This window comes from Plasticicumulans acidivorans, from assembly GCF_003182095.1.
Classification (GTDB): domain Bacteria; phylum Pseudomonadota; class Gammaproteobacteria; order Competibacterales; family Competibacteraceae; genus Plasticicumulans; species Plasticicumulans acidivorans.
Window position 1 is genome coordinate 115705 of record NZ_QGTJ01000011.1, and the last position, 22576, is coordinate 138280.

The window sequence follows — 22576 nt, forward strand, 5'->3', positions numbered from 1 at the left end:
TTTCGCCCTTTTCCCATAGCCACTTGCCGGGATGACGGACGTGATCGACGAGTCTTACCAGCCGCAGGCCACCGAGGCGGCCGCGCAGCGTTTCTGGAACGAGCACCGCTCCTTCGAGGTCGCCGAAGACCCGGCGAAGGAGAAGTTCTACTGCCTGTCGATGTTTCCGTATCCGAGCGGGCGGCTGCACATGGGCCATGTGCGCAACTACACCATCGGCGACGTGATCGCCCGCTACCAGCGCATGCTCGGCAAGAACGTGCTGCAGCCGATGGGCTGGGACGCCTTCGGCATGCCGGCGGAAAACGCCGCGCTCAAGCACCGTGTCGCACCGGCGAAATGGACCTACGAGAACATCGAGCACATGCGCGGGCAGCTCAAGGCGCTCGGCCTCGGCATCGACTGGTCGCGCGAGGTCGCCACCTGCACGCCCGAGTACTACCGCTGGGAGCAGTGGCTGTTCACCAAGCTGTTCGAGAAGGGCGTGATCTATCGCAGGAACGGCGTCGTCAACTGGGACCCGGTCGACCAGACCGTGCTCGCCAACGAGCAGGTCATCGACGGCCGCGGCTGGCGCTCGGGCGCGCTGGTCGAGCGCCGCGAGATCCCGATGTACTACTTCCGCATCACCCAGTACGCCGACGAGCTGCTGGCTGCGCTTGATGAGCTGCCGGGCTGGCCGGAACAGGTCAAGACCATGCAGCGCAACTGGATCGGCAAGTCGCGCGGCATGGAAGTGCACTTCCCGCGCGTTGGTGCCGAGGGCGTGCTCAAGGTCTACACCACACGCCCCGATACGCTGATGGGCGCGACCTACGTCGCCGTCGCCGCCGAGCATCCGCTGGCGCTGGAAGCCGCCGTCGGCAATGCCGAGCTCGGCGCCTTCATCGACGAATGCCGCAAGGGCGGCGTCGCCGAGGCCGACATCGCCACGCAGGAAAAGAAGGGGCTGCCGACCGGACTGTACGTGCGCCATCCGTTCAGCGGCCGCGAGCTGCCGGTGTGGGTCGCCAACTACGTGCTGATGGGCTACGGCGAAGGCGCGGTGATGGCGGTGCCGGCGCACGATGCGCGCGACTTCGAGTTCGCCCTCAAGCACGAGCTGCCGATCGAGCCGGTGATCCGCACCAGCGCCGGTGACAGCACGCCGGCGCCGTGGCAGGAGGCCTACGCCGAGCACGGCATCCTGATCAATTCCGGGGCGTTCGACGGCCTCGATTTCGACGGCGCCTTCGAGCGCATGGCGCAGGTGCTCGCCGAGCAGGGGCTCGGTGCGCCGCGCACGCAGTTCCGCCTGCGCGACTGGGGCATCTCGCGCCAGCGTTACTGGGGCTGCCCGATCCCGGTGGTGCACTGCGCCGACTGCGGCGACCTGCCGGTACCGGAAGACCAGCTGCCGGTGGTGCTGCCGGAGAGCGTCGTGCCCGACGGCAGCGGCAATCCGCTGGCGAAGATGCCCGAGTTCTACGAGACCACCTGCCCGCGCTGCGGCAAGCCGGCGCGGCGCGAAACCGACACGATGGATACCTTCGTCGAGTCGAGCTGGTATTTCGCCCGCTACGCCTCGGCCGACTGCACGCAGGGCATGGTCGATGAGCGCGCCGCCTACTGGCTGCCGGTCGATCAGTACGTCGGCGGCATCGAGCACGCCATCCTGCACCTGCTGTATTCGCGCTTCTTCACCAAGCTGATGCGCGACGAGGGGCTGCTCGCCGTCGACGAGCCGTTCACCCGCCTGCTGACGCAGGGCATGGTCATCGCCGAGACCTACTTCCGCGAGGACGAGGCCGGCCGCAAGAACTGGTTCAATCCGGCCGAGGTCAAGGTCGAGCGCGACGGCAAGGGCCGCATCACCAGCGCCGTGCTGCCGGCCGACGGCCAGCCGGTGCAGTTCGGCGGCATCGAGAAGATGTCGAAGTCGAAGAACAACGGCATCGACCCGCAGTCGCTGATCGACGGCCAGGGCGCCGACACCGCGCGGCTGTTCATGATGTTCGCCGCGCCGCCGGATGCCTCGCTGGAGTGGTCCGACGCCGGCGTCGAGGGTGCCGCACGCTTCCTTAAGCGCTTGTGGGGCTTTGCCTACGAACACCAGACGCTGCTGCATGCGCATCCGGTGGTCGATGTCGCGCGGCTCGATGCCACGCTCAAGGCCGCGCGCCGCGAGATCCACGAGGCGCTGGCGCAGGCGCTGTTCGACTACGGCCGCCAGCAGTTCAACACCGTCGTCTCCGCCGGCATGAAGATGCTGAACACGCTGGCCAAGCTGCCGGCAGGTGCCGCGGCCGACGCGCTGCGCGCCGAGGGCTACTCGATCCTGCTGCGGGTGCTGGCGCCGGTGGTACCGCACATCACCCACGTGCTGTGGCAGGCGCTCGGCTGGGGCGAGGCGATCATCGACGCCAGTCTGCCGCAGCCCGACGCCGCGGCACTGGTGCGCGACAGCATCACGCTGGCGGTACAGGTCAACGGCAAGCTGCGCGCGCAGATCGAAGTGCCGGCCGACGCCGCACGCGAGGTCATCGAAGCGAGCGCGCTGGCCGAGGACAACGTCCAGCGCTTCATGGAAGGCAAGCCGGTGAAAAAACTCATCATCGTGCCCGGCAAGCTGGTCAACATCGTCTGCTGAGAGGTTTGCCCATGCGTCTGCTTCCTGCTCTCCTGGCGGCATCGCTGATGCTGTTCGCCGGTTGCGGTTTCCATCTGCGCGGCCAGCTCGACGTGCCGCCGGCGATGCAGCGCATCTATCTCGATGTCGCCGGCGGACCGGGATCGCCGCTGCATCGGGAGCTTGAGCGCGTGCTGCTCATCAATGGCATCCATCCGGTGAAGACGCCGGCCGAGGCCGGTGCCCGCCTGGCGGTCGGGCCGGAGCACAGCGAGAAGCGTCTGCTGGTCAAGGGCACGCAGGGCTCGGCGGTCGAATACGAGATCCGCTATTCGCTGCCGTACACCTTGAGCGGCAGCGACGGCAAGCCGCTGATGCCGGCCGATACCATTCAGCTGTCGCGCGATCTGCTCTATTCCGAGTCCGCGGTGCTCGGCCGTGATACCGGCGAGACGCGCGCGATCAACGACATGCGCAGCGAGGCGGTGCAGGCGATCATGCGCCGGGCCGCGGCGCAGGCCCGCTGACGCGGCGTTGAAGCAGCGTCCCGACCAGCTCGGCGCCCAGCTCGCGCGCGAGCTCAAGCCTGTCTACCTGATCCACGGCGAAGAGCCGCTGCAGGCGCTGGAGGCCGCCGATGCCGTGCGCGCGGCGGCGCGGGCGCAGGGCTATGACGAGCGCGAAGTGCTCAGCGTCGAGACCGGCTTCGACTGGTCCAGCCTCGCCGCCGCCGCCGGCTCGCTGTCGCTGTTCGGCTCGCGGCGTCTGCTCGAACTGCGCCTCGGCAACAGCAAACCGGGGGATGCCGGCGGCCGTGCGCTGCGTGCCTACTGCGCGCGGCCGCCGGCGGAGACGGTGCTGCTGATCGAAGCCGGCAAGCTCGACGCGCAGCAGTTGCGCAGCGCCTGGTACACCGCGCTCGACGGCCTCGGTGTCAGCGTGCAGTGCTATCCGCTCGAAGCCCGCCAGCTGCCGGAGTGGCTGGAACGGCGGGCGCGGGCACGTGGTCTGCAGTTGACGCCGGAAGCGCTGGCGCTGCTCGCCGCGCGCGTCGAGGGCAATCTGCTCGCCGGCGCGCAGGAGCTCGACAAGCTCTGGCTGCTGCACGGCGCAACGCCAATCGACGCCGAGAGCCTGCTCGACGCCGTCGGCGACAGCGCGCGCTACAGCATCTACGACTTCACCGACGCGGCGCTGGAGGGTGATGCCGCCCGGGTGCTGCGCATCGCCGCGGTGCTGCAGGCCGAAGGTGAGGCGACGGTGCTGGTGTTGTGGGCGCTGGCGCGCGAGCTGCGACTGCTGGCGCAGGCGGCCACCGACATCGGCCGCGGCGCGCCGGTGGATGCGGCGCTGGGCCGGCTCAAGGTCTGGGAAAAGCGCAAGCCCTTGCTGCGCCGCGCACTTGGCCGTCACGATACGGTCAAACTGCGCCGTCTGCTGGCGCAGGCGGCACGCATCGATCGCTGCATCAAGGGCAGCGAGGTCGGCAGCGTGTGGGACGATCTGCTGGAACTGGCGTTGAGACTGGCGGGCTGCGATCTCGGTCTGCCGCGCGTGGTCTGAACGCCGAATGGATTTTTTGGGCGCGGGCCGGCTGCGGCGCGCGCCATGCTTGAGGTGAAGTGCAAATGAACGCAGAAGTGCATGCCGACGTGCAGGCTTATATGCAGGACGTCGGCCGGCGGGCACGTGCCGCGGCGCGCGTCCTCGGCCGTGCCGATACCAACGCCAAGAATCGCGCGCTGCTGGCGATCGCCGAGCAGCTCGAACAGGCGCTGCCGCGGCTGCTCGAAGAAAATGAAAAGGATCTGGCCGCCGGCCGCGCCAACGGTCTGACCCCGGCGCTGCTCGACCGGCTGGCGCTTGGTGAGAAAGGCGTACGCGGCATGGCGCAGGGCCTGCGCGAGATCGCCGCGCAGCCGGACCCGATCGGTGAGATCACTGGGCTGAAGTTCCGGCCGTCCGGCATCCAGGTCGGGCGCATGCGTGTGCCGCTCGGCGTCATCGGCATCATCTACGAGTCGCGGCCGAACGTGACCGCCGACGCTGCCGGCCTGTGTCTGAAGGCCGGCAATGCCTGCATCCTGCGCGGCGGTTCCGAGGCGATCCGCTCCAACCAGGCGATTGCCGTCTGCATCCGCGCCGGGCTGGAGGCCGCCGGCCTGCCGTTCGATGCCGTGCAGGTGATCGATACCACCGATCGCGCCGCCGTCGGCGAGCTGATCCGCATGCGCGAATACGTCGACGTCATCGTGCCGCGCGGCGGTAAGGGCCTGATCGCGCGCATCGCCGACGAGGCCCGCGTGCCGGTGATCAAGCATCTCGACGGCATCTGCCACGTCTATATCGACGAGCGCGCTGATCCCGGCAAGGCGATCCGCGTCGCCGTCAACGCCAAGTGCCGCCGCTTCGGCATCTGCGGCGCGATGGAGACCCTGCTGGTGCACGAAGCGGTCGCCCCCTACGTGCTGCCGCAGCTCGGTGAGCTCTACCGCGCCGCCGGCGTCGAGCTGCGCGGTTGCGAGCGCACGCGCCAGCTGCTGCCCGGCTGCGCCATCGCCACCGAGGACGACTGGCGCACCGAGTACCTCGACGCGATCCTCGCCATCCGCGTGGTCGACGACCTCGACGCGGCGATCGAGCACATCGAAACCTACGGCTCGCACCACACCGACAGCATCATCACCGAGGATCTGACGCGTGCCCGCCGCTTCCTGCGCGAGGTCGATTCGGCCAGCGTCATGGTCAACGCCTCGACGCAGTTCGCCGACGGTGGCGAGTACGGCCTCGGTGCCGAGATCGGCATTTCCACCGACAAGCTGCACGCGCGCGGTCCGGTCGGCGTCGAAGGGCTGACCACGCAGAAATACGTCGTGCTCGGCGAGGGGTCCTGTCGTGCCTGAGGCCAGCCAGCATCCGCTCAGTGACGCCGAGCTGACCGAGCTCGAAGCCTGCCTGCTTGCCATCGGCGGGCGGGCGCCGGACATGGAATACGTCGACGGCCTGTTCTGCGCGCTGCTGTGCGGCCCGGTCGAGGTGGCGCCGCAGGTCTGGCTCGACTGGCTGTTCGGCGAGCTGCCGGCCGAGGCCGATGCCGCTCAGCGCCTGCTCGATCTGCTGACCCGTCACTGGAACGACATCGCCACGCGCCTGGCGCTGCCGCGCGAGGCGCTCGACGAGGACAATTTCTACCTGCCGCTGGTGCTCGAAAACGAGGTGCAGGTGGCCGACGGGCCGACGCTCGGCCAGCACTGGGCCCGTGGCTTCGCCGCCGGCATCGGCCTCGGCGGCAACGCCTGGGAGCCGCTGTTCGCCGACGATCAGGCGGCGCAGGCGCTGGCGCCGATCGTGCTGCTCGACCGCGGCGCTCACCCCGAGCACCCGGACGAGCCGGTGGACCTGAACGAGCTCACCGACCTGCTGCCGGTAGTGGTCTACCAGCTGCGTCAGTGGTGGCGGCTGCAGGATGCGCCGGGTACGCGACGCTCGCCGGCCAAGGTCGGGCGCAACGACCCGTGCCCCTGCGGCAGCGGCCGCAAGTACAAGCACTGCTGCGGCGCTGGCGGCGTCACGCTGCACTGAGCATGGCCTGCCTCACCTCCGCAGCGGTCGGCCTGTTCGGCGGTACCTTCGACCCGGTGCATCACGCGCATCTGCGCCTCGCCGTGGAAATGCGCGAGACGCTCGGCCTGCGCGAGCTGCGGCTGATTCCCTGTCACGTGCCGGCGCTGCGCGGCGCGCCCGGTGCCAGCCCGGCGCAGCGGCGGACGATGCTCGAACTCGGCATCGCCGGCGAGCCGGGCCTGCTGGTCGATGACCGCGAGCTGCGCCGCGCCGGACCGAGCTACACGGTGGAGACGCTCGCCGAGCTGCGCCGCGAGCTCGGGCCGACGGTGCCGCTGGTCTGGCTGCTCGGCCTCGATGCCTTTGCCGGTCTGCCGCGCTGGCAGCGCTGGACCGAGCTCACCGCTTTTGCCCACCTCGCCGTGCTGGCGCGCCCCGGTGCGGCGCTGCCGCAGGACGCCCCGCTGCAGTCCTTCATCGCCGCGCACCGCTGCGAGGCGGCGGTGGCGCTGACGCGGCCGAGCGGCGGGCTGTGGTTTCAGCCGGCGTCCCGGCTGGAGATTTCCGCGACGGCGATCCGCACCGCGATCGCCGCCGGCCGTTCGGTGCGCTACTGGCTGCCGGACGCCGTCGAAGCCTTTATTCGCCGCGAGGGCCTGTACTGCCCGCCGGCTCCTTCCACCCGATTGGAAACAACATGCTGCAACTAGAAGAACTGAAGAACGTCGTCGTCGATGCCCTTGAAGAGGTCAAGGGTGTCGACCTCAAGGTGCTCGACGTGCGCGGGAAGGCGAGCTTCGCTGACCTGATGGTCATCGTCACCGGCACCTCGGACCGTCACGTCAAGGCGCTGGCCGGCAAAGTCCAGGAGAAATGCCGGGAAGCCGGTGAAAAGCCGATCGGTGTCGAGGGCGAGCGCGACGGTCAGTGGGTGCTGATCGACTTTGGCGACGTCGTCGTCCACGTCTTTACCGCTCAGCAGCGCGATTACTACAACCTGGAAAAGCTCTGGGCCGCCTGAGCGCCGTGCAGGGAGTGCCGGCATGAAGATCCACCTGCTTGCCGTCGGCCAGAAGATGCCGGCCTGGGTCGAAGCCGGCTACGCCGAATACGCCTCGCGCCTGCCGCGCGAGTGCGAGCTGCGCCTGGTCGAGATCGCCGCCGGCAAGCGCGGGCGCAACGCCGATGTCGCCCGCATCCTGCGCGACGAGGGCGAGCGCACGCTGGCGGCGGTGCCCAAGGGGGCGCTGATCGTCGCGCTCGACGTGCGCGGTCGCGCGCACAGCACCGAGGCGCTGGCCGCGCGGCTGGCCGCCTGGCTGGCCGACGGCCGCGACGTCGCCCTGCTGGTCGGCGGCCCGGAGGGCCTGGATGCCGCCTGCAGCGCCGCCGCCGCCGAGACCTGGTCGCTGTCGCCGCTGACGTTTCCGCATCCGCTGGTGCGCATCGTCGTCGCCGAGAGCCTGTACCGGGCCTGGAGCCTGCTCAATCACCATCCCTACCACCGAGCCTGAGAGCGCCACGAAACCGCCATGACGCCGCCCCGCCTGTACCTCGCTTCCACCTCGCCGCGCCGGCGCGAACTGCTTGAGCAGATCGGCATGCGCTATACCGTGATTCAGGCCGGTATCGACGAAACACCGCTGCCGGGCGAGGCGCCGCGTGCCTACGTCGAGCGTCTGGCTCGGGCCAAGGCGCAGGCCGGGCTGAGCGCCTGCGGCGGCGACGGGATCGTGCTCGGTGCCGATACCTCGGTGGTGCTCGACGGCGAGATCCTTGGCAAGCCGCTCGACCGTGCCGACGGCCTGCGCATGCTCGAACGCCTGTCCGCGCGTGAACACGAGGTGCTCTCCGCGGTCGCACTGGCCAGTGCCGGGCGCATCGACGCCCGCGTGCAGTGCAGCCGCGTGCGTTTTCGTGCCACCACGGCCGCCGAGCGCGAAGCCTACTGGGCGAGCGGCGAAGCGGGCGACAAGGCCGGCGGCTACGCGGTACAAGGACAGGCGGCGGTGTTCATCGAACACCTCGACGGCAGCTTCTCCGGCGTCATGGGGCTGCCGCTGTTCGAAACCTGCGAATTGCTGCAAGCCTTCGGGCTGGAGGTCCTGTGAGCGAAAGGCCGATCGACGACGACAGCGCCGATGCGACGCGCACCAGCGAAGAGATCCTGATGAACGTCACGCCGCGCGAGACGCGCGTGGCGATCGTCGAAAACGGCGTGCTGCAGGAAATCTACATCGAGCGCGCGCGCAAGCGCGGCCTGGTCGGCAACGTCTACAAGGGCCGCGTGGTGCGCGTGCTGCCGGGCATGGAGGCTGCCTTCGTCGACATCGGCCTGGAACGCGCGGCCTTCCTGCACGTCTCCGACATCCAGGCCTGCGTGGCGCTGGACAGCATCGGCAACGGCCACAGCAACGGTAACGTGCACAGCAACGGCCACGGCGAGCGGACGCCGGTGATCACCGAGCTGGTGCGCGAGGGCCAGGAGATCCTGGTGCAGGTGGTCAAGGACCCGCTCGGCACCAAGGGCGCGCGGCTGACCACGCACGTGACCATCCCCTCGCGCTTCCTCGTCTACCTGCCGGGTTCGGATGCGGTCGGTGTCTCGGTGAAGATCGAGGACGAGGCCGAGCGCAACCGCCTCAAGGACGTTATCAGCGCCGCGCGCAGCGAGTTCGGCGGCGGTTACATCGTGCGCACCGCCGGCGAGGGCGCCGAGGACGACGCGCTGCGCGCCGACATGGAATTCCTGCAGCGGCTGTGGGCCTCGATCCAGGAAAAAGCCCGCACGGCGCGTGCCGGCAGCATCGTCCATGAGGACCTGCCGCTGGTGCAGCGCGTGCTGCGCGACTTCGTCGGCGGCAGCGTCGAGAAAGTGCGCGTCGATTCGCGCGAGACCTGGGAGCGCATGCTGCGCTTTGCCGAGCTCTACGTGCCGGGCATGCAGGGGCGCATCGAGCACTATCCGGGCGAGCGGCCGATCTTCGATCTCTACGGCATCGAGGACGAACTGGCCCGCGCGCTGGAAAAGCGCGTGCAGCTCAAGTCCGGCGGCTACCTGATCATCGACCAGACCGAGGCGATGACCACCATCGACATCAACACCGGCGGCTACGTCGGTCATCGCAACCTCGAAGAAACCATCTTCAAGACCAATCTCGAAGCCGCCCAGGCCATCGCCCGCCAGCTGCGCCTGCGCAACCTCGGCGGCATCATCATCATCGACTTCATCGACATGCAGTCCGAGGAGCACCGCCAGGCGGTATTCAAGGCGCTGGAAAAAGCCCTGGAGCGCGACCACGCCAAGAGCAACGTCTGTGAGGTCTCGGCACTCGGCCTGGTGGAGATGACGCGCAAGCGCACCCGCGAAAGCCTCGAACACGTGCTCTGCGAGCCCTGCCCGGTGTGCTCCGGGCGCGGCACCATCAAGACCGCCGAGACCGTCTGCTACGAGATCTTCCGCGAGCTGCTGCGCAATGCCCGCCAGTACGAAGGCGTGCGCCAGTTCCTGGTGCTCGCCGCGCAGGACGTCGTCGACCTGATGCTGGAGGAAGAATCGGCCAGCGTCGCCGAGCTCGAAGCCTTCATCGGCGTGACCATCCGCTTCCAGGCCGAGGTGCTCTACCCGCGCGAGCAGTACGATGTGGTGTTGATGTAAACACTCACTGCAGGCCATTGGCCGATGCACCGTCATCTGCATACCGCGTTTCGCCATACCTGGCTGTGGACGCACCGTCTGGCCGTGGTCTCGCTGTTGCTCGCCGCCGTGCTGGTCAGCGCCGCGCGCTGGTGGCTGCCGCATCTGGATACGCACCGGGTGCAGATCGAGGACTGGCTGAGTCACGCGCTGGCCGCCCCGGTCAGCGTCGGGCCGCTGGCCGCCGACTGGCACGGCTGGGGGCCGGCGCTGGCGGTCAGCGGACTGCGCGTGCGCGATCCGCGCAGCGGGGCCGAGGTGCTGGCCTTCGATCACGCCATCGTCGAACTCTCGCCGCTGCGTTCGCTGCTGGCGCTGCGGCCGGTGGTCAGCGCGCTCGATCTGCGCGGCGTCAACCTGCTGCTGCGCCGCGAGGCCGACGGCCGCCTCGGCCTGCTGCCGGCGAGCGGCGAGCCGGTACCGCTCGAAGAACTGCTGAGCGCCGCCGCGGCGCTCGACCGCGTCGACCTGCGCGACGGTCAGGTGCACATCGAAGATCCGGCCGACACCACCGCACCGCTGGCGCTGGCGGATCTGCGCTTCACGCTGCGCGGCGGGCACGCTGGCCGTCGGCTGGCCTTCGACGTCCACGTCGCCGGCGGTGAGCTGTACGGCGCCACGCAGCTGACGCGGATCGGTCCGCAGCGCGAGGACTGGGACGGGCGCTTCTACCTGCGTGCGCGCGGCATCGATCTGGCGATGCTGCCGCTCGCCTGGCACCCGCAGAGCGGGCGCGGCGACGCCGAACTGTGGGGCACCCTGCAGGCCGGCTGGCCGACCCTGCTGCGCGGACGCATCGCCGTCGGCGAACTGCAGCTGGCTGAAATCCGCACGCTGCCCGGGCTGGCCGCCTGGCTCAACGCCAGTGCACGGCTGGCGCTGCGCTTCGACTGGACACGCACCGAGGCCCCGGCCTGGCATGCCATCGCCGAGCTCGACCGGCCGACGGCGGATGGAAACAGCCTGCCACCGCAGCTCGAAGTCACCGCCGATGCCGACGGTATGCTGACCGCGGTGCTGCACGATGCGCCGCTGACGCAGTGGGGGCCGTGGCTGGCCGGGTTGGCCGGCGTCGATGCCGGGCAGTATCGACGCCTCGCGCCCAGCGCGCGCCTGCCGGAGCTGGCGCTGCGCCTCGACCCGCGGCGACCGCAGGCGTTTGCCGCCGCCGCCCGCGTCGAGGATCTGCACTGGCGTGCCGACGGCGCGCTGCCGGGCGCCGAACGCATCCGCGCCAAGGTGCAGGCGAATGCCGCCGGCGGCCGCATCGAGCTCGACAGCCCCGGCCTGGTGTTCGACGCACCGGCGGTCTTTCGCGCACCGTTCGTCTTCGGCGTTGCCCACGGCCGCCTCGGCTGGACGCGCACCGCCGGCGGCTGGCGCGTCGGCATCGACGCGCTGACGCTGGAAAATCCGGCGCTGGCGGCGGTGTTCGACGGCAGCGTCGAGCTGCCGGACGGCGCCGTGCCGCTGCTCGATCTGCACGGTCGGGTGTCGCGCCTGAACGTCGCCGCCGCGCCGGCCTATCTGCCGGATCGCCTCATCGGTGCCGGCATCAGCTGGCTCGATGCTGCGCTGCTCGGCGGCCGCGGCCGCGACGGGGTGGTGCGTCTGCGCGGCCGGGTCAGCGATTTCCCGTTCAGCGATGGCAATGGGGAATTCCTCGCGCGCTTCCACGTCGATGATGGCGTGCTGCATTTCGCCCCCGGCTGGCCGGACATCCGCGAACTGAGCGCCGATGTGGTGTTCGCCGGGCCGCGGCTCGACGTCGATGCCAGTCACCTGCGTCTGCTCGATCTGGAGGCGACGCAGGCGCATGTGGCGATCGCCGATCTCGAACACACCACGGTCGAGGTGCAGGGCCGCGTCACTGCCGAGGGCGAGGCGCTGCAGGGGCTGCTGCGTGAGACGCCGCTGCGCCGGCGCGTCGGTCGCTTCGCCGACGAGCTCGAACTGCGCGGCCCGCACCAGCTGACGCTGGAGATGAACATTCCGACCGACGAACGCGACATGAGCGTGCGCGGCCAACTCGACTTTCTCGGCTCGCAGCTGGCGCTGGCGCCGGCCGGCTGGACCTTCACCGATATCCGCGGCGCGCTCGACATCGACGGCGACGGCGTGCACGGCCGCGACATCGCGCTGCACCTCGGCAGCGAGGCCCTGCAGCTCGACGCGCAGACGGCGGCCAACGGCGATGCCCGTTTTCGCCTCGACGGCCGTTTCAGTGCGGCGCAGCTGCTCGGTGAGGCGGCGCCGAAGCTGCTCGGCGAGCCGCCGGCGCTGAGCGGCAGCGCCGAGGGCACGCTGGTGCTGAGTGTGCCGGGCGCCCGCCCCAACGCGCCGCAATACGCGCTGACGCTCGACAGCGATCTCGAAGGCATTGCCGTGCGCCTGCCGGCGCCCCTCGGTAAGAGTGCGCGCGAGCGCCGCGCGCTGGCGCTGCGCATCGAGGTCGGTGCCCGCGAGCGCGCGCGCCTGAGCGCGAGCTACGGCGATGATCTGCGCGCGCTGCTCGACATTGCCGATTTTCCCGGGCAGCCGCATATCGAACGCGGCGATCTGCGTTACGGCGACGGCGAGCCGCGCCTGCCGAACAGCGGCGTTCGCCTCGGCATCGACCTGCCGCGCTACGCCTGGACCGGCAGTGCCTCGGCCTCGACCGAGGGCAGCACCCTGCCGGCACTGCCGTCCTGGCTGACCCGCATCGAGGCCAGCATCGGTGAGCTGCAGCTCGCCGGCCAGCGCTTCGAGCGCCAGTCGCTGGTGGCGACGCCGGCGCGCGGCGGCTGGCAGCTCGCGCTCGATGGTCCGCAGCTCAGCGGTTCGGCGCTGTTGCCGCCGACGCCGAGCAGCGCGACGCCGTACCGCGTCACGCTGCAGCGCCTGTTCCTGCGCCGCGGTGACGAGGCTGGCGACAACGGCCCGTTGCCCGACGCACCGGAAGTTTCCAGCCGTGCCGATGGCCCGGACCCGCGCCGCCTGCCGGCGCTGAATCTCAGCGTCGACGAGCTGCGCCTCGACGAGCGGCCGCTCGGCCGGCTGACACTGAGCGGCGCTCCGGTCAGCGGCGGTTATCAGGTACAGCCGTTGGAGCTGCACGCCACGGCGCATGATCTCAACGCCACGCTCGACTGGCGCATGCTGGGCAGCGTGCCGCGCACGCGCCTCGACCTGAAGCTGGTCAGCCGCGCGCTCGGCGATACGCTGGCGGCCTTCGGCTACGGCGGCAATTTCCGGCGGGCGCCGGCGCAGGCCGATGCGCGGCTGGAATGGCCGCTGGCGTTGCCCGACATCGATCTGGCGCAGATGCAGGGTTCGCTGAAGGTGCATGTCGACGAAGGTCAGCTGCTCGAAGCCAACCCGGGCGTCGGTCGCCTGCTCGGTCTGGTCTCGCTCAGCGCCATCGCCCGGCGTCTGACGCTCGACTTCCGCGATTTCTTCGGCGAGGGCTTCGGTTTTGACCGCATCGACGCGCGTTTCCGCTTCGCCGATGGCAAGGCGCTGACCGAAAAACTCGAAATCGAGGGGCCGGCGGCGAGCATCAGCGTGCACGGTGAGACCGATCTGGTCGGTCGCAGCTACGATCAGCGGGTGACGGTGACGCCGCGGCTCACGGCGGCGCTGCCGATCGCCGGTGCGCTCGCCGGCGGTCCGGTTGGTGCCGCCGCCGGGCTGCTGGTCGATCGCCTGCTCGGACGCAGCATCGACCGGCTGAGCAGCTATCACTACGACTTGAAAGGTCCGTGGCAGAGTCCGCAGGTGGAACCGAGTGCCGGGGAAACACCGCCGCCGGCGAGCGCGCCGGCGGGCCGCTGATGCCCCCATCGAACAAGAAGCGATCGAACAAGGAGAACGCACGCATGTCCCGCATTGCTGCCGTGCAGATGACCTCCGGCGTTGACGTCGCCGCCAACCGTGCCAGCGCCGAGCGGCTGATCGCCGAGGCCGCCGCCGCCGGCGCCACGCTGGTCGCGCTGCCGGAAAGCTGGTTCCAGCTCGGCTGCGAGGAGGCCGCGAAGCTCGCGCTGGTCGAGCCCGAAGGCCACGGGCCGCTGCAGGATTTCCTCGCTGCGCAGGCCGCGCGCCACGGTATCTGGCTGCTCGGCGGTACCGTGCCGCTGCAGGGCGAGGAGCCCGGGCGGGTGTGCGCGAGTTCGCTGCTGTTCGATGCGCAGGGGCGCATCGGCGCGCGCTACGACAAGATCCATCTGTTCGACGTCGACGTCGAGGACGCCACCGGCACCTATCGCGAGTCGGCGACGATCGAAGGCGGCGAGCGCATCGTCGTCGCCGACACGCCGTGCGGGCGGCTCGGTCTGACGGTCTGCTACGACCTGCGCTTCCCGGAGCTGTTTCGCTCGATGAGCGCCGCCGGCGCCGAGCTGTTCGTCGTGCCCTCGGCCTTCACCGCGGTCACCGGCCGTGCGCACTGGGAGGTGCTGCTGCGTGCGCGCGCCATCGAAAACCTCGCCTACGTGCTGGCGCCGGCGCAGTGGGGCCGCCACGGCGGCGGCCGCGAAACCTGGGGCGACAGCCTGATCGTCGACCCCTGGGGCACGGTGCTGGCGCGCCGCGCGCAGGGCGAGGGCGTGGTCGTCGCCGACATCGATCTGCCGCGCCTGCACGCGCGGCGCAACGCCTTTCCCTGCCTGGAGCACCGCCGGCTGTAGCGCGCGGTGGTGCAACGGCGGCGCAAAATCACTGTCATCCACAGTGGGGCTGCGGTTATCGTCGCGGCAGGGCCGGCGTGCGTCGGCCGCGGCCGACCGTACCCGCCTGCTTGCCTTGCTGTCAGGAGTGCTGATTTCCGATGACCACCGCTCTCGATCTTGCCCGCGCCCGCGTGCTCGAACCCGCTGGGCTCGACGATGCCGCGCTCGAACGCGCTCTCGGCACCCTGCTCGGTCACGCCGTCGATTACGCCGACGTCTATTTCCAGTTGCGCCGTGCCGAGGGCTGGTCGCTGGAAGACGGGCAGGTCAAGTCGACCTCGCACAGCATCGACCAGGGCGTCGGTGTGCGGGCCTGTGCCGGGGAACGCACCGGCTTTGCCTATTCCGACGAACTCGCCGTGCCGGCGTTGCTCGAAGCCGCCACCGCAGCGCGGGCGATCGCCCGCAGCGGCGGCGACGCCCGGGCGCAGGCGATCGCGCCGCGCACCGGCGCGCGTGCGCTGTATGCCGCGCTCGATCCGCTGGAGACACTCGACGCCGACGAAAAAGTCCGTCTGCTCGAAGCCGTCGATGCCGAGGCACGGCGCCAGGACCCGCGGGTGTCGCAGGTGATGGTCAGCCTGGCGGCGGTGCAGGACACCGTCCTCGTCGCTGCCTCCGACGGCACGCTGGCCGGCGACGTGCGACCGCTGGTGCGCCTGAGCGTGTCGGTGATCGTCGAGCACAACGGCCGCCGCGAGCAGGGTTCGAGCGGCGGCGGTGGCCGGGTCGCCTACGGCTATTTCCTCGATGAGGAGCGCGCGCTCGGCTATGCGCGCGAGGCGGTGCGCCAGGCGCTGGTCAATCTGGACTCGGTGCCGGCGCCGGCCGGCACGATGACCGTGGTGCTCGGCCCCGGCTGGCCCGGCGTGCTGCTGCACGAGGCGGTCGGCCACGGTCTGGAAGGCGACTTCAACCGCAAGGGCACCTCGGCGTTCTCCGGGCGTATCGGTGAGCAGGTGGCCTCGCCGCTGTGCACCATCGTCGATGACGGCACCCTGGTCGATCGCCGCGGTTCGCTCAGTGTCGATGACGAGGGCACGCCGAGCGAATGCACCGTGCTGATCGAAAACGGCGTGCTGCGCGGCTACATGCAGGACAAGTTCAACGCCCGGCTGATGGGCGTGCGCCCGACTGGCAACGGTCGCCGCGAGTCCTACGCGCACCTGCCGCTGCCGCGCATGACCAACACCTATATGCGTCCCGGCGCACACGACCCGCAGGAAATCATCGCCTCGGTCGATCGCGGCCTGTATGCCGTCAACTTCGGTGGCGGTCAGGTCGACATCACTTCGGGTAAGTTCGTGTTCTCGGCGAGCGAGGCGTATCTGATCGAAAACGGCAAGGTCACCCGTCCGGTCAGGGGCGCGACGCTGATTGGCAACGGCCCGGAGGCGATGCAGCGGGTGAGCATGGTCGGCAACGACCTCAAGCTCGACCTCGGCGTCGGCACCTGCGGCAAAGACGGGCAGAGTGTGCCGGTCGGTGTCGGCCAGCCGACGTTGCGCCTCGACGGTCTGACCGTCGGCGGCACCCAGGCCTGAGCCGGGCGGCGCGCCTCAGTGGCCGTAGGCGGTAGCGCGCAGCGCGCGGAACAGTTCGCGGCGCGATTTCGGCGGCTTGCCGGCGGCCAGCTCGCGCATGGCGTTGCGCACCAGCTGGCGGATGTGCTGGCGATCGGCGTCCGGGTACTCGGCGAAGAACGAGCCGAGCATTTCCTCGTCACCGCCGACCATCGCCTCGACCCAGCGTTCGAGCTGGTGCTGTTCGCGGCGGGCCTCGGCGCTGGTGGCGTCGAAGCGCGCCAGCACGGCTTCGATCGGTGCCGGATCGAGGCGACGCATCAGCTTGCCGATGTATTGCAGCTGGCGGCTGCGGCCGCCGTGCGCGCTGATCTTGCGACACAATGCCACCGCCTCGGCGAGGTCTTCGGGCATCGGCACCTGCTTGAGCTGTGCATCGGGCAGCTCGACCAGGCGCTGGCCGAGGTCCTGCAGGGCGTGCGCCTCACGCTTGCGCGCCGATTTGCTCGGGCCGCTTGGCAGCTCGTCGTCGTGATCGTCGAAAGAAAAATCCGGGTGGCTCATCGGCTCGCTCCGCAGCGTGGGTCACAGCAGGTTCGCGCGGCTCGCTCGCGCAAGGGGGAGCGGATGGTAGCGCGCCGTGCCGCGCCTGTCCGGCTCCGCCGCCCCTTTCCCTCCCTTCCGTGTATGACAGGTTAGCCAGCCATGTCCGAACTCATCACCGCGCGCGCCGGCCTGCCGCCGCAGGCCGAGCTTGAGCGCATCGTCGAAATCCTCCTCGCCAGCGCCCGTCGCCAGGGGGCGACGCAGGCCGAGGCGGCGGTCAGCTTCGGCAGCGGCCTGTCGGTCGGCGTGCGCCTCGGCGAGGTGGAGACGCTGGAATATCAGCGCGACCGCGGCGTCGGCGTCACTGTCTACTTCGGCCAGCGCAAGGCCTCGGCCTCGACCGCCGACTGGCGCCCCGAGGCCCTCGAAGAAACCGTACGCGCGGCTTGCGCCGGTGCCCGCTACACCGCCGAGGACCCGTGCTCGGGGCTCGCCGATCCGGCGCTGCTGGCGCGCAAGATTCCCGACCTCGATCTCTGGCACCCGTGGGACATCGACGCCGAGGCGGCGATCGTGCTGGCGCGCGACTGCGAGGCGGCGGCGCGCGCGCTCGATACACGCATCAGCAACGGCGACGGCGCGAGCCTCGGCCGGCATGAATCGCTGGTGGTGTACGGCAATTCACACGGCTTTGTCGGTGGCTATCCGAGCTCGCGGCATTCGCTGTCGTGCTCGGTGATCGCCGCCGAAGGTGGGCGCATGCACCGCGATTACTGGTACGACGTCAGCCGCGACGCCCGCCATCTGGCGGCCGCCGAGCAGATCGGCCGCCGCGCCGGCGAGCGGGCGCTGCGCCGTCTCGGCGGCCGCCGGGTGAAGACCTGCCATGCGCCGGTGCTGTTCGTGCCGGAGATCGCCCGCAGCCTGTTCGGCCACTTCCTCGGCGCGATCCGCGGCGGGGCGCTGTATCGCAAGTCGAGCTTCCTGCTCGACAGCATCGGCCAGTCGATTTTCCCCGACCAGGTACAGCTGCACGAGCGTCCGCATCTGCCGGGGGCACTGGGCAGCGCGCCGTTCGACAACGAAGGGGTCGCCACTATCGATCGCGAGCTGGTGCGCGACGGCGTGCTGCAGGAGTACCTGCTCGACAGCTACTCGGCGCGCAAGCTCGGTCTGGTCAGCAATGGCCACGCCGGCGGCGTGCACAACGTGCTGGTCGAGCCGACCGCGAGCGGCGGGCTGGAGGCGCTGCTGGCGCGCATGGGCACGGGGCTGCTGGTCACCGAACTGATGGGGCAGGGCGTCAATCCGGTCACCGGCGATTATTCGCGCGGTGCCGGTGGCTTCTGGGTGGAGAACGGCGCCATCGTCCATCCGGTCGAGGAGATCACCATCGCCGGCAATCTGCGCACGATGTTCGCCACGCTGCAGGCGATCGGCGACGACGTCGATGAACGCGGCGGTATCCGCTGCGGCTCGGTGCTGCTCGATGCGATGACCATCGCCGGGGAATGAGCGCCGTCGCCTGGAGCGGGCAGGCGATCGGTTTCATCCGCTCGCCCTACCGCGAGAAATTCGCCATCCCGCGTCAGCCGGGGCTGGTGCGGCTGCCGGCGGTGCTGGAGCTGGTGCCGCCCTACGATCGCGCCGAGGCGGTGCGCGGCCTCGAAGGTTTTTCGCACCTGTGGCTGATCTTCCTGTTCCACGCCACCGCGGCGCAGGGCTGGAAGCCGACGGTGCGCCCGCCGCGGCTCGGCGGCAATGCCCGGCTCGGCGTGTTCGCCACGCGCTCGACCTTCCGGCCGAATCCGCTCGGCCTGTCGGTGGTCGAGCTGGCCGGCATCCGCTGTGAGCGCGGCGTCAGCCTCGATCTGCTCGGAGCCGACCTGCTCGACGGCACGCCGGTGCTCGACATCAAGCCGTACCTGCCCTACGCCGATGCCATTCCCGAGGCTCGCGCCGGTTTCGCCAGTGAGCCGCCAGCGGCGCGGCTGCAGGTCGAATTCGCCGCCGAGCCTGCCAGCGTGCTGCAGCCGCAACCGCAGCTGCGCGACTGGCTCAGCCAGGTGCTTGCCCTCGATCCGCGCCCGGCCTACAGGGCCGGCCGCGACGGGTGCTTCGCGGTACAGCTGTTCGACTACGACGTGCACTGCGAAGTCCACGGCGAGCGGCTGCGGGTGCTGGAACTGCGATCGCGCTGACCGTCATCACCGGAGGAACGCGCGTGGTATGAGAATGAAAGTCCAGGCGTGCGGGCTTATGCCCACGCGGCGATCTGACCATGCTGCGTGTTGGCGGCGGTCATGACGGATGCCGTCAGCTGTTCTTTTCGTCATGATGGCGGCGGATGCTGCAGCATGTCCTGTGTACCGTGACACTGGCGCCGTAAATTTTATTCCGTAAAGTGTCGGCCGAATTGGACAAAGGCAAATGGCATATCGTGGATAACGTTCCTTTATGTGTCGACCTTGATGGAACCCTGATTCGCTCAGATCTTCTGATTGAATCTTTCTTTGCGATGTTGAAGCGTAACCCGCTGTTTTTGTTTTTGGTTCCTTTTTGGCTGCTGCGTGGCAAAGCCGCTTTGAAAGCGGAAATCGCGAATCGCTGCCATCTCGATGTCGCCGTGCTGCCATATCACCCTGAATTTCTGGCGTGGTTGCGTGAACAGCATGCTGCCGGGCGTCGTTTGTACCTGTGCACGGCTTCGCACTACAGCCTTGCCGAAGCGGTGGCGGATTATCTGGGGGTATTCGATGCCGTGCTGGCGAGTGATGGCGTGGTCAACCTGGCCGGATCGCGCAAACGCGAACGGCTGTGCGCTGAATTCGGAGAGCACGGTTTCGATTACGCCGGCAACGCTGGTGTCGATCTGCAAGTCTGGTCACATGCGCGTAATGCGATTGTCGTCTCGGCACCTGCCGGGCTTGCGGACGAGGCCGCAGCCCTGGCTTCGGTAGAGCGGGAGTTCTTGTCACCCCGTGCCACGTGGGCGACGTATGCAAAAGCCCTGCGTCTACATCAGTGGATGAAAAACATCCTGATATTCGTGCCTCTGCTGGCCTCGCACCAGTTCAGTGAGCCGCAGAAGGTGACTGCTGCATTGGGGGCGTTTGTTGCCTTCGGGTTATGCGCTTCGAGCGTCTATTTACTCAACGACCTGCTCGACTTGTCAGCAGATCGCCGCCATCACAGCAAGTGCCGGCGTCCGTTTGCTTCCGGGATGTTGCCGATGCTGCATGGTGTGCTGCTGATCCCGGCGTTGTTGGGTAGCAGTCTGCTATGCGCTCTGCTGTTACCTTGGGGGTTCCTGGGGGTGCTGTTGGTTTATTGCACGTTGACGCTTGGTTACTCTCTGGTCCTCAAACGCATCGTCATGCTTGATGTCATCGTTCTGGCCGGGTTGTATACCGTGCGCATGCTGGCCGGCAGTGCAGCGATTTCCACCGTCAATTCGTTCTGGCTGCTCGCCTTCGCGATGTTTTTGTTCCTCAGTCTCGCCTTGGTCAAACGTTATGCCGAATTGCGCGAAATGCTCAAACGCGGGCACGGCAGCGCCGGCGGGCGTGGCTATATCGTGGGCGACCTGGCGGTGCTGCAATCCCTTGGGGCTGCTGCGGGCTATCTCAGCGTGCTGGTGCTGGCGCTGTACATCAACAGCGGTGACAGCCATTTGCTGTACCAGCATCCGCAATTGATCTGGTTGCTTTGTCCATTGCTGCTGTATTGGATCAGTCGCGTCTGGCTGAAAACCGAGCGTGGGCAGATGCATGATGATCCGGTCATTTTTGCCCTTCGCGACCGTGTCAGCCTGGGCTTGTTCATCGCGGGTGCGATGATCGTGTGGGGCGCTATCTGATGGCTGTCGAAGGGGGGGTGTATCGCTCCTGGGGACGTTATCCGGCAGTCGGCAATCAGCGGATATTTCGTTTACACGATCGCTTTGCGGCACTGTCGATAAGTACAGAGGTACAACGCGTTCTGCCTTACGGACACGGTCGCAGTTATGGCGATGTTTGCCTCAATGACGGCGGCGGTCTGTTGCATACGCGCGGCCTGGACCGCTTCATCGCTTTCGATGTTGTGACGGGCGTGCTGCGCTGTGAGGCCGGTGTGTTACTGGCTGAAATCCTGGATCTGGTGGTGCCGCGAGGCTGGTTCTTGCCGGTCACACCGGGAACGCGCTTCGTCACGGTTGGCGGTGCGCTTGCCAACGACGTGCATGGCAAGAATCACCACCTGGTGGGGACTTTCGGTTGCCATGTGCGCCGCTTCGAGTTGCTACGCTCCGATGGCGAGCGTTTCGAGTGCTCGCCGCATGAGTCTGCCGATTGGTTCGGTGCGACGATCGGTGGGTTGGGGCTGACGGGGCTCGTTACATGGGTCGAATTACAGTTGCGCCGCATTGCCAACCCGTGGATTGCCGGGGAGGTCGTGCGTTTCCATTCGCTTGAAGAGTTTGCTGAACTGAGCCGCGCAGCGGACGGGGATTACGAATACACGGTCTCGTGGATCGATTGCGCGGCGGCAGTCGGTCGTGGTTTGTTCATGTGCGGTAATCACGCACCGGCTTTGTCTGCCGAGCGTCCGCAGGTATCGCACAAGAAACTGCGTGTACCGTTCACGCCTCCCGTTTCTCTGATCAGCGGTCTGACGTTACGAGCGTTCAATGCTCTTTATTACCGTAAGCAGTTGGCGGAACGCACGACAGCGATTACGCATTATGAGCCGTTTTTCTATCCGCTCGATGGCTTGCTCGAATGGAATAGGATCTATGGACCACGTGGTTTCCTGCAGTACCAATGTGTAGTGCCCGTCGAAGGCGGGCTCGATTTACTGCATGAAGTTCTGGGGCAGATTGCAGCGAGCGGCAGCGGTTCTGTGCTGGCGGTGCTTAAACAGTTCGGTGATATTCCGTCGCCGGGCTGGCTGTCATTTCCGCGCTCCGGTTTTACTCTGGCGCTTGATTTTCCCAATTATGGGGAGAGGACGCTGCAATTGCTGGAGCGACTTGATGTCATTGTGCGCACTGGTGGTGGACGTCTGTATCCGGCTAAGGATGCGCGCATGGCCGGCGATTTCTTCCGCCAGAGTTACACCGACTGGGAGCGATTTTCCGCATATGTCGACCCGCAGTTTTCATCGGATTTCTGGCGGCGGGTGATGGAGTGAATAAATAAATGCGCAAAGTTTTGATTATCGGGGCAACGTCGGCCATCGCCGAAGCTACGGCCAGACGTTTCGCCGCCGAGGGGGACGCGCTGTATCTGATCGGGCGCCGGACGGAGCGACTGGAAGCCATTGCCACGGACCTGAAGGTGCGTGGTGCGCATGCGATCGCCTGCGAAGCCATGGACGTCAATGATGTGGCAGCACATTCTGCTGCGATCGACCGGGCTCAGGCGGCACTGGGCGGACTTGATACTGTGTTGATCGCGCATGGCACACTATCTGATCAAGCCGCCTGCCAGCACTCGGTGACACAGACACTGGCCGAAATCAGCACGAATGGTTTGAGCGTGGTTGCCTTGCTGACGGAGCTGGCGGAACGCTTTGAAGATCAGGGGCACGGCACCTTGGCGGTGATTTCCTCGGTAGCGGGTGATCGCGGCCGGCAGAGCAACTACGTATATGGTTGTGCCAAGGCGATGGTCAGCACATTCACCAGTGGTTTACGTCAGCGCCTGTCCAAGCGAGGTGTTCATGTGCTGACGATAAAACCAGGTTTCGTCGATACCCCAATGACCGCAGCCTTTCCCAAGGGGCCACTCTGGGCACAACCTGATGCCATTGCCGCCGGTATCGTCGACGCCATTCGCAAACAGCGCAGCGTCGTTTACCTGCCGCGTTTCTGGCGCTTGATCATGTGGATCGTACGAGCTGTTCCCGAACCGCTGTTCCGGCGGGCCAGCCTGTGACTGCGATT

Annotated in this window: 19 protein-coding genes; 18 read left to right on the forward strand and 1 reads right to left on the reverse strand. The window is 68.1% G+C overall.

Annotation, left to right across the window (positions count from 1 at the left end; translation table 11 throughout):
• Positions 1–43 precede the first annotated feature (43 nt).
• The 13 genes from leuS (at position 44) to tldD (ending at position 16125) form a co-directional block, all read left to right on the forward strand.
• The gene (leuS, locus tag C7443_RS16655) at positions 44–2629 is read left to right on the forward strand and encodes a leucine--tRNA ligase (RefSeq protein ID WP_110019772.1); all 2586 of its coding nucleotides are present in this window, start codon (positions 44–46) and stop codon (positions 2627–2629) included.
• A gap of 11 nt (positions 2630–2640) precedes the next feature.
• Complete coding sequence (locus tag C7443_RS16660) at positions 2641–3135, forward strand: LPS-assembly lipoprotein LptE (RefSeq protein WP_110019745.1); 495 nt, start codon at positions 2641–2643, stop codon at positions 3133–3135.
• 7 nt (positions 3136–3142) lie between these two features.
• Positions 3143–4171 (forward strand): DNA polymerase III subunit delta, encoded by a 1029-nt coding sequence (holA, locus tag C7443_RS16665; protein WP_110019746.1) that lies wholly within the window; start codon positions 3143–3145, stop codon positions 4169–4171.
• A gap of 65 nt (positions 4172–4236) precedes the next feature.
• Positions 4237–5511: a glutamate-5-semialdehyde dehydrogenase gene (locus C7443_RS16670; RefSeq protein ID WP_110019747.1), complete on the forward strand. Its 1275-nt coding sequence runs from the start codon at positions 4237–4239 to the stop codon at positions 5509–5511.
• Complete coding sequence (locus C7443_RS16675; RefSeq protein ID WP_110019748.1) at positions 5504–6190, forward strand: UPF0149 family protein; 687 nt, start codon at positions 5504–5506, stop codon at positions 6188–6190. The genes C7443_RS16670 and C7443_RS16675 overlap by 8 nt, the downstream gene beginning before the upstream one ends.
• A 2-nt stretch (positions 6191–6192) precedes the next feature.
• A complete protein-coding gene (nadD, locus tag C7443_RS16680; RefSeq protein ID WP_110019749.1) occupies positions 6193–6882 on the forward strand; it encodes a nicotinate-nucleotide adenylyltransferase in 690 nt (229 codons plus the stop codon).
• Positions 6870–7193, forward strand: a complete 324-nt coding sequence (gene rsfS / locus C7443_RS16685; RefSeq protein WP_342774245.1) for a ribosome silencing factor — start codon at positions 6870–6872, stop codon at positions 7191–7193. Before nadD ends, rsfS begins: the two co-directional genes overlap by 13 nt.
• 22 nt (positions 7194–7215) lie before the next feature.
• Complete coding sequence (gene rlmH / locus C7443_RS16690; protein ID WP_110019750.1) at positions 7216–7686, forward strand: 23S rRNA (pseudouridine(1915)-N(3))-methyltransferase RlmH; 471 nt, start codon at positions 7216–7218, stop codon at positions 7684–7686.
• A gap of 18 nt (positions 7687–7704) precedes the next feature.
• Entirely contained in the window at positions 7705–8283 is a 579-nt protein-coding gene (locus C7443_RS16695; RefSeq protein WP_110019751.1) for a Maf family protein, read from the forward strand.
• Between the two features lie 59 nt (positions 8284–8342).
• Positions 8343–9830: a ribonuclease G gene (gene rng / locus C7443_RS16700; RefSeq protein WP_110019774.1), complete on the forward strand. Its 1488-nt coding sequence runs from the start codon at positions 8343–8345 to the stop codon at positions 9828–9830.
• 24 nt (positions 9831–9854) lie between these two features.
• On the forward strand, positions 9855–13685 hold the full coding sequence (locus C7443_RS16705) for a YhdP family protein (protein ID WP_110019752.1): 3831 nt from the start codon (positions 9855–9857) through the stop codon (positions 13683–13685).
• Positions 13686–13729: 44 nt separating this feature from the next.
• Positions 13730–14539: a carbon-nitrogen hydrolase family protein gene (locus C7443_RS16710; protein ID WP_110019753.1), complete on the forward strand. Its 810-nt coding sequence runs from the start codon at positions 13730–13732 to the stop codon at positions 14537–14539.
• Between the two features lie 140 nt (positions 14540–14679).
• A complete protein-coding gene (tldD, locus tag C7443_RS16715; protein WP_110019754.1) occupies positions 14680–16125 on the forward strand; it encodes a metalloprotease TldD in 1446 nt (481 codons plus the stop codon).
• 15 nt (positions 16126–16140) lie between these two features.
• On the opposite strand, the gene yjgA is transcribed toward tldD, so the two are convergent.
• A complete protein-coding gene (yjgA, locus tag C7443_RS16720; RefSeq protein ID WP_110019755.1) occupies positions 16141–16668 on the reverse strand; it encodes a ribosome biogenesis factor YjgA in 528 nt (175 codons plus the stop codon).
• A 141-nt stretch (positions 16669–16809) separates the two neighbouring features.
• On the opposite strand from yjgA, the gene pmbA reads away from it, so the two are divergent.
• The 5 genes from pmbA to C7443_RS16745 all read left to right on the forward strand — a co-directional run bounded on the left by pmbA (position 16810) and on the right by C7443_RS16745 (position 22568).
• Entirely contained in the window at positions 16810–18165 is a 1356-nt protein-coding gene (pmbA, locus tag C7443_RS16725) for a metalloprotease PmbA (protein ID WP_110019756.1), read from the forward strand.
• Complete coding sequence (tsaA, locus tag C7443_RS16730) at positions 18162–18851, forward strand: tRNA (N6-threonylcarbamoyladenosine(37)-N6)-methyltransferase TrmO (RefSeq protein ID WP_110019757.1); 690 nt, start codon at positions 18162–18164, stop codon at positions 18849–18851. The genes pmbA and tsaA overlap by 4 nt, the downstream gene beginning before the upstream one ends.
• Positions 18852–19090: 239 nt before the next feature.
• Complete coding sequence (locus C7443_RS16735) at positions 19091–20509, forward strand: UbiA family prenyltransferase (RefSeq protein ID WP_110019758.1); 1419 nt, start codon at positions 19091–19093, stop codon at positions 20507–20509.
• Entirely contained in the window at positions 20509–21822 is a 1314-nt protein-coding gene (locus C7443_RS16740; RefSeq protein WP_110019759.1) for an FAD-binding oxidoreductase, read from the forward strand. Before C7443_RS16735 ends, C7443_RS16740 begins: the two co-directional genes overlap by 1 nt.
• An 8-nt stretch (positions 21823–21830) precedes the next feature.
• Positions 21831–22568 carry an SDR family oxidoreductase gene (locus C7443_RS16745; protein WP_110019760.1) on the forward strand — a complete coding sequence of 246 codons (738 nt, stop codon included), beginning with the start codon at positions 21831–21833 and terminating at the stop codon, positions 22566–22568.
• Positions 22569–22576: the final 8 nt, after the last annotated feature.

What these genes read in the sequence shown, in the direction of transcription:
- rsfS (WP_342774245.1), top strand. Translation starts at nt 6,870, where the DNA reads ATGCTGCAACTAGAAGAACTGAAGAACGTCGTCGTCGATGCCCTTGAA.
- C7443_RS16695 (WP_110019751.1), top strand. Translation starts at nt 7,705, where the DNA reads ATGACGCCGCCCCGCCTGTACCTCGCTTCCACCTCGCCGCGCCGGCGC.
- rng (WP_110019774.1), top strand. Translation starts at nt 8,343, where the DNA reads ATGAACGTCACGCCGCGCGAGACGCGCGTGGCGATCGTCGAAAACGGC.
- C7443_RS16705 (WP_110019752.1), top strand. Translation starts at nt 9,855, where the DNA reads ATGCACCGTCATCTGCATACCGCGTTTCGCCATACCTGGCTGTGGACG.
- C7443_RS16740 (WP_110019759.1), top strand. Translation starts at nt 20,509, where the DNA reads ATGGCTGTCGAAGGGGGGGTGTATCGCTCCTGGGGACGTTATCCGGCA.
- tldD (WP_110019754.1), top strand. Translation starts at nt 14,680, where the DNA reads ATGACCACCGCTCTCGATCTTGCCCGCGCCCGCGTGCTCGAACCCGCT.
- C7443_RS16670 (WP_110019747.1), top strand. Translation starts at nt 4,237, where the DNA reads ATGAACGCAGAAGTGCATGCCGACGTGCAGGCTTATATGCAGGACGTC.
- pmbA (WP_110019756.1), top strand. Translation starts at nt 16,810, where the DNA reads ATGTCCGAACTCATCACCGCGCGCGCCGGCCTGCCGCCGCAGGCCGAG.
- C7443_RS16745 (WP_110019760.1), top strand. Translation starts at nt 21,831, where the DNA reads ATGCGCAAAGTTTTGATTATCGGGGCAACGTCGGCCATCGCCGAAGCT.
- nadD (WP_110019749.1), top strand. Translation starts at nt 6,193, where the DNA reads ATGGCCTGCCTCACCTCCGCAGCGGTCGGCCTGTTCGGCGGTACCTTC.
- yjgA (WP_110019755.1), bottom strand. Translation starts at nt 16,668, where the DNA reads ATGAGCCACCCGGATTTTTCTTTCGACGATCACGACGACGAGCTGCCA.
- C7443_RS16710 (WP_110019753.1), top strand. Translation starts at nt 13,730, where the DNA reads ATGTCCCGCATTGCTGCCGTGCAGATGACCTCCGGCGTTGACGTCGCC.
- tsaA (WP_110019757.1), top strand. Translation starts at nt 18,162, where the DNA reads ATGAGCGCCGTCGCCTGGAGCGGGCAGGCGATCGGTTTCATCCGCTCG.
- C7443_RS16660 (WP_110019745.1), top strand. Translation starts at nt 2,641, where the DNA reads ATGCGTCTGCTTCCTGCTCTCCTGGCGGCATCGCTGATGCTGTTCGCC.
- rlmH (WP_110019750.1), top strand. Translation starts at nt 7,216, where the DNA reads ATGAAGATCCACCTGCTTGCCGTCGGCCAGAAGATGCCGGCCTGGGTC.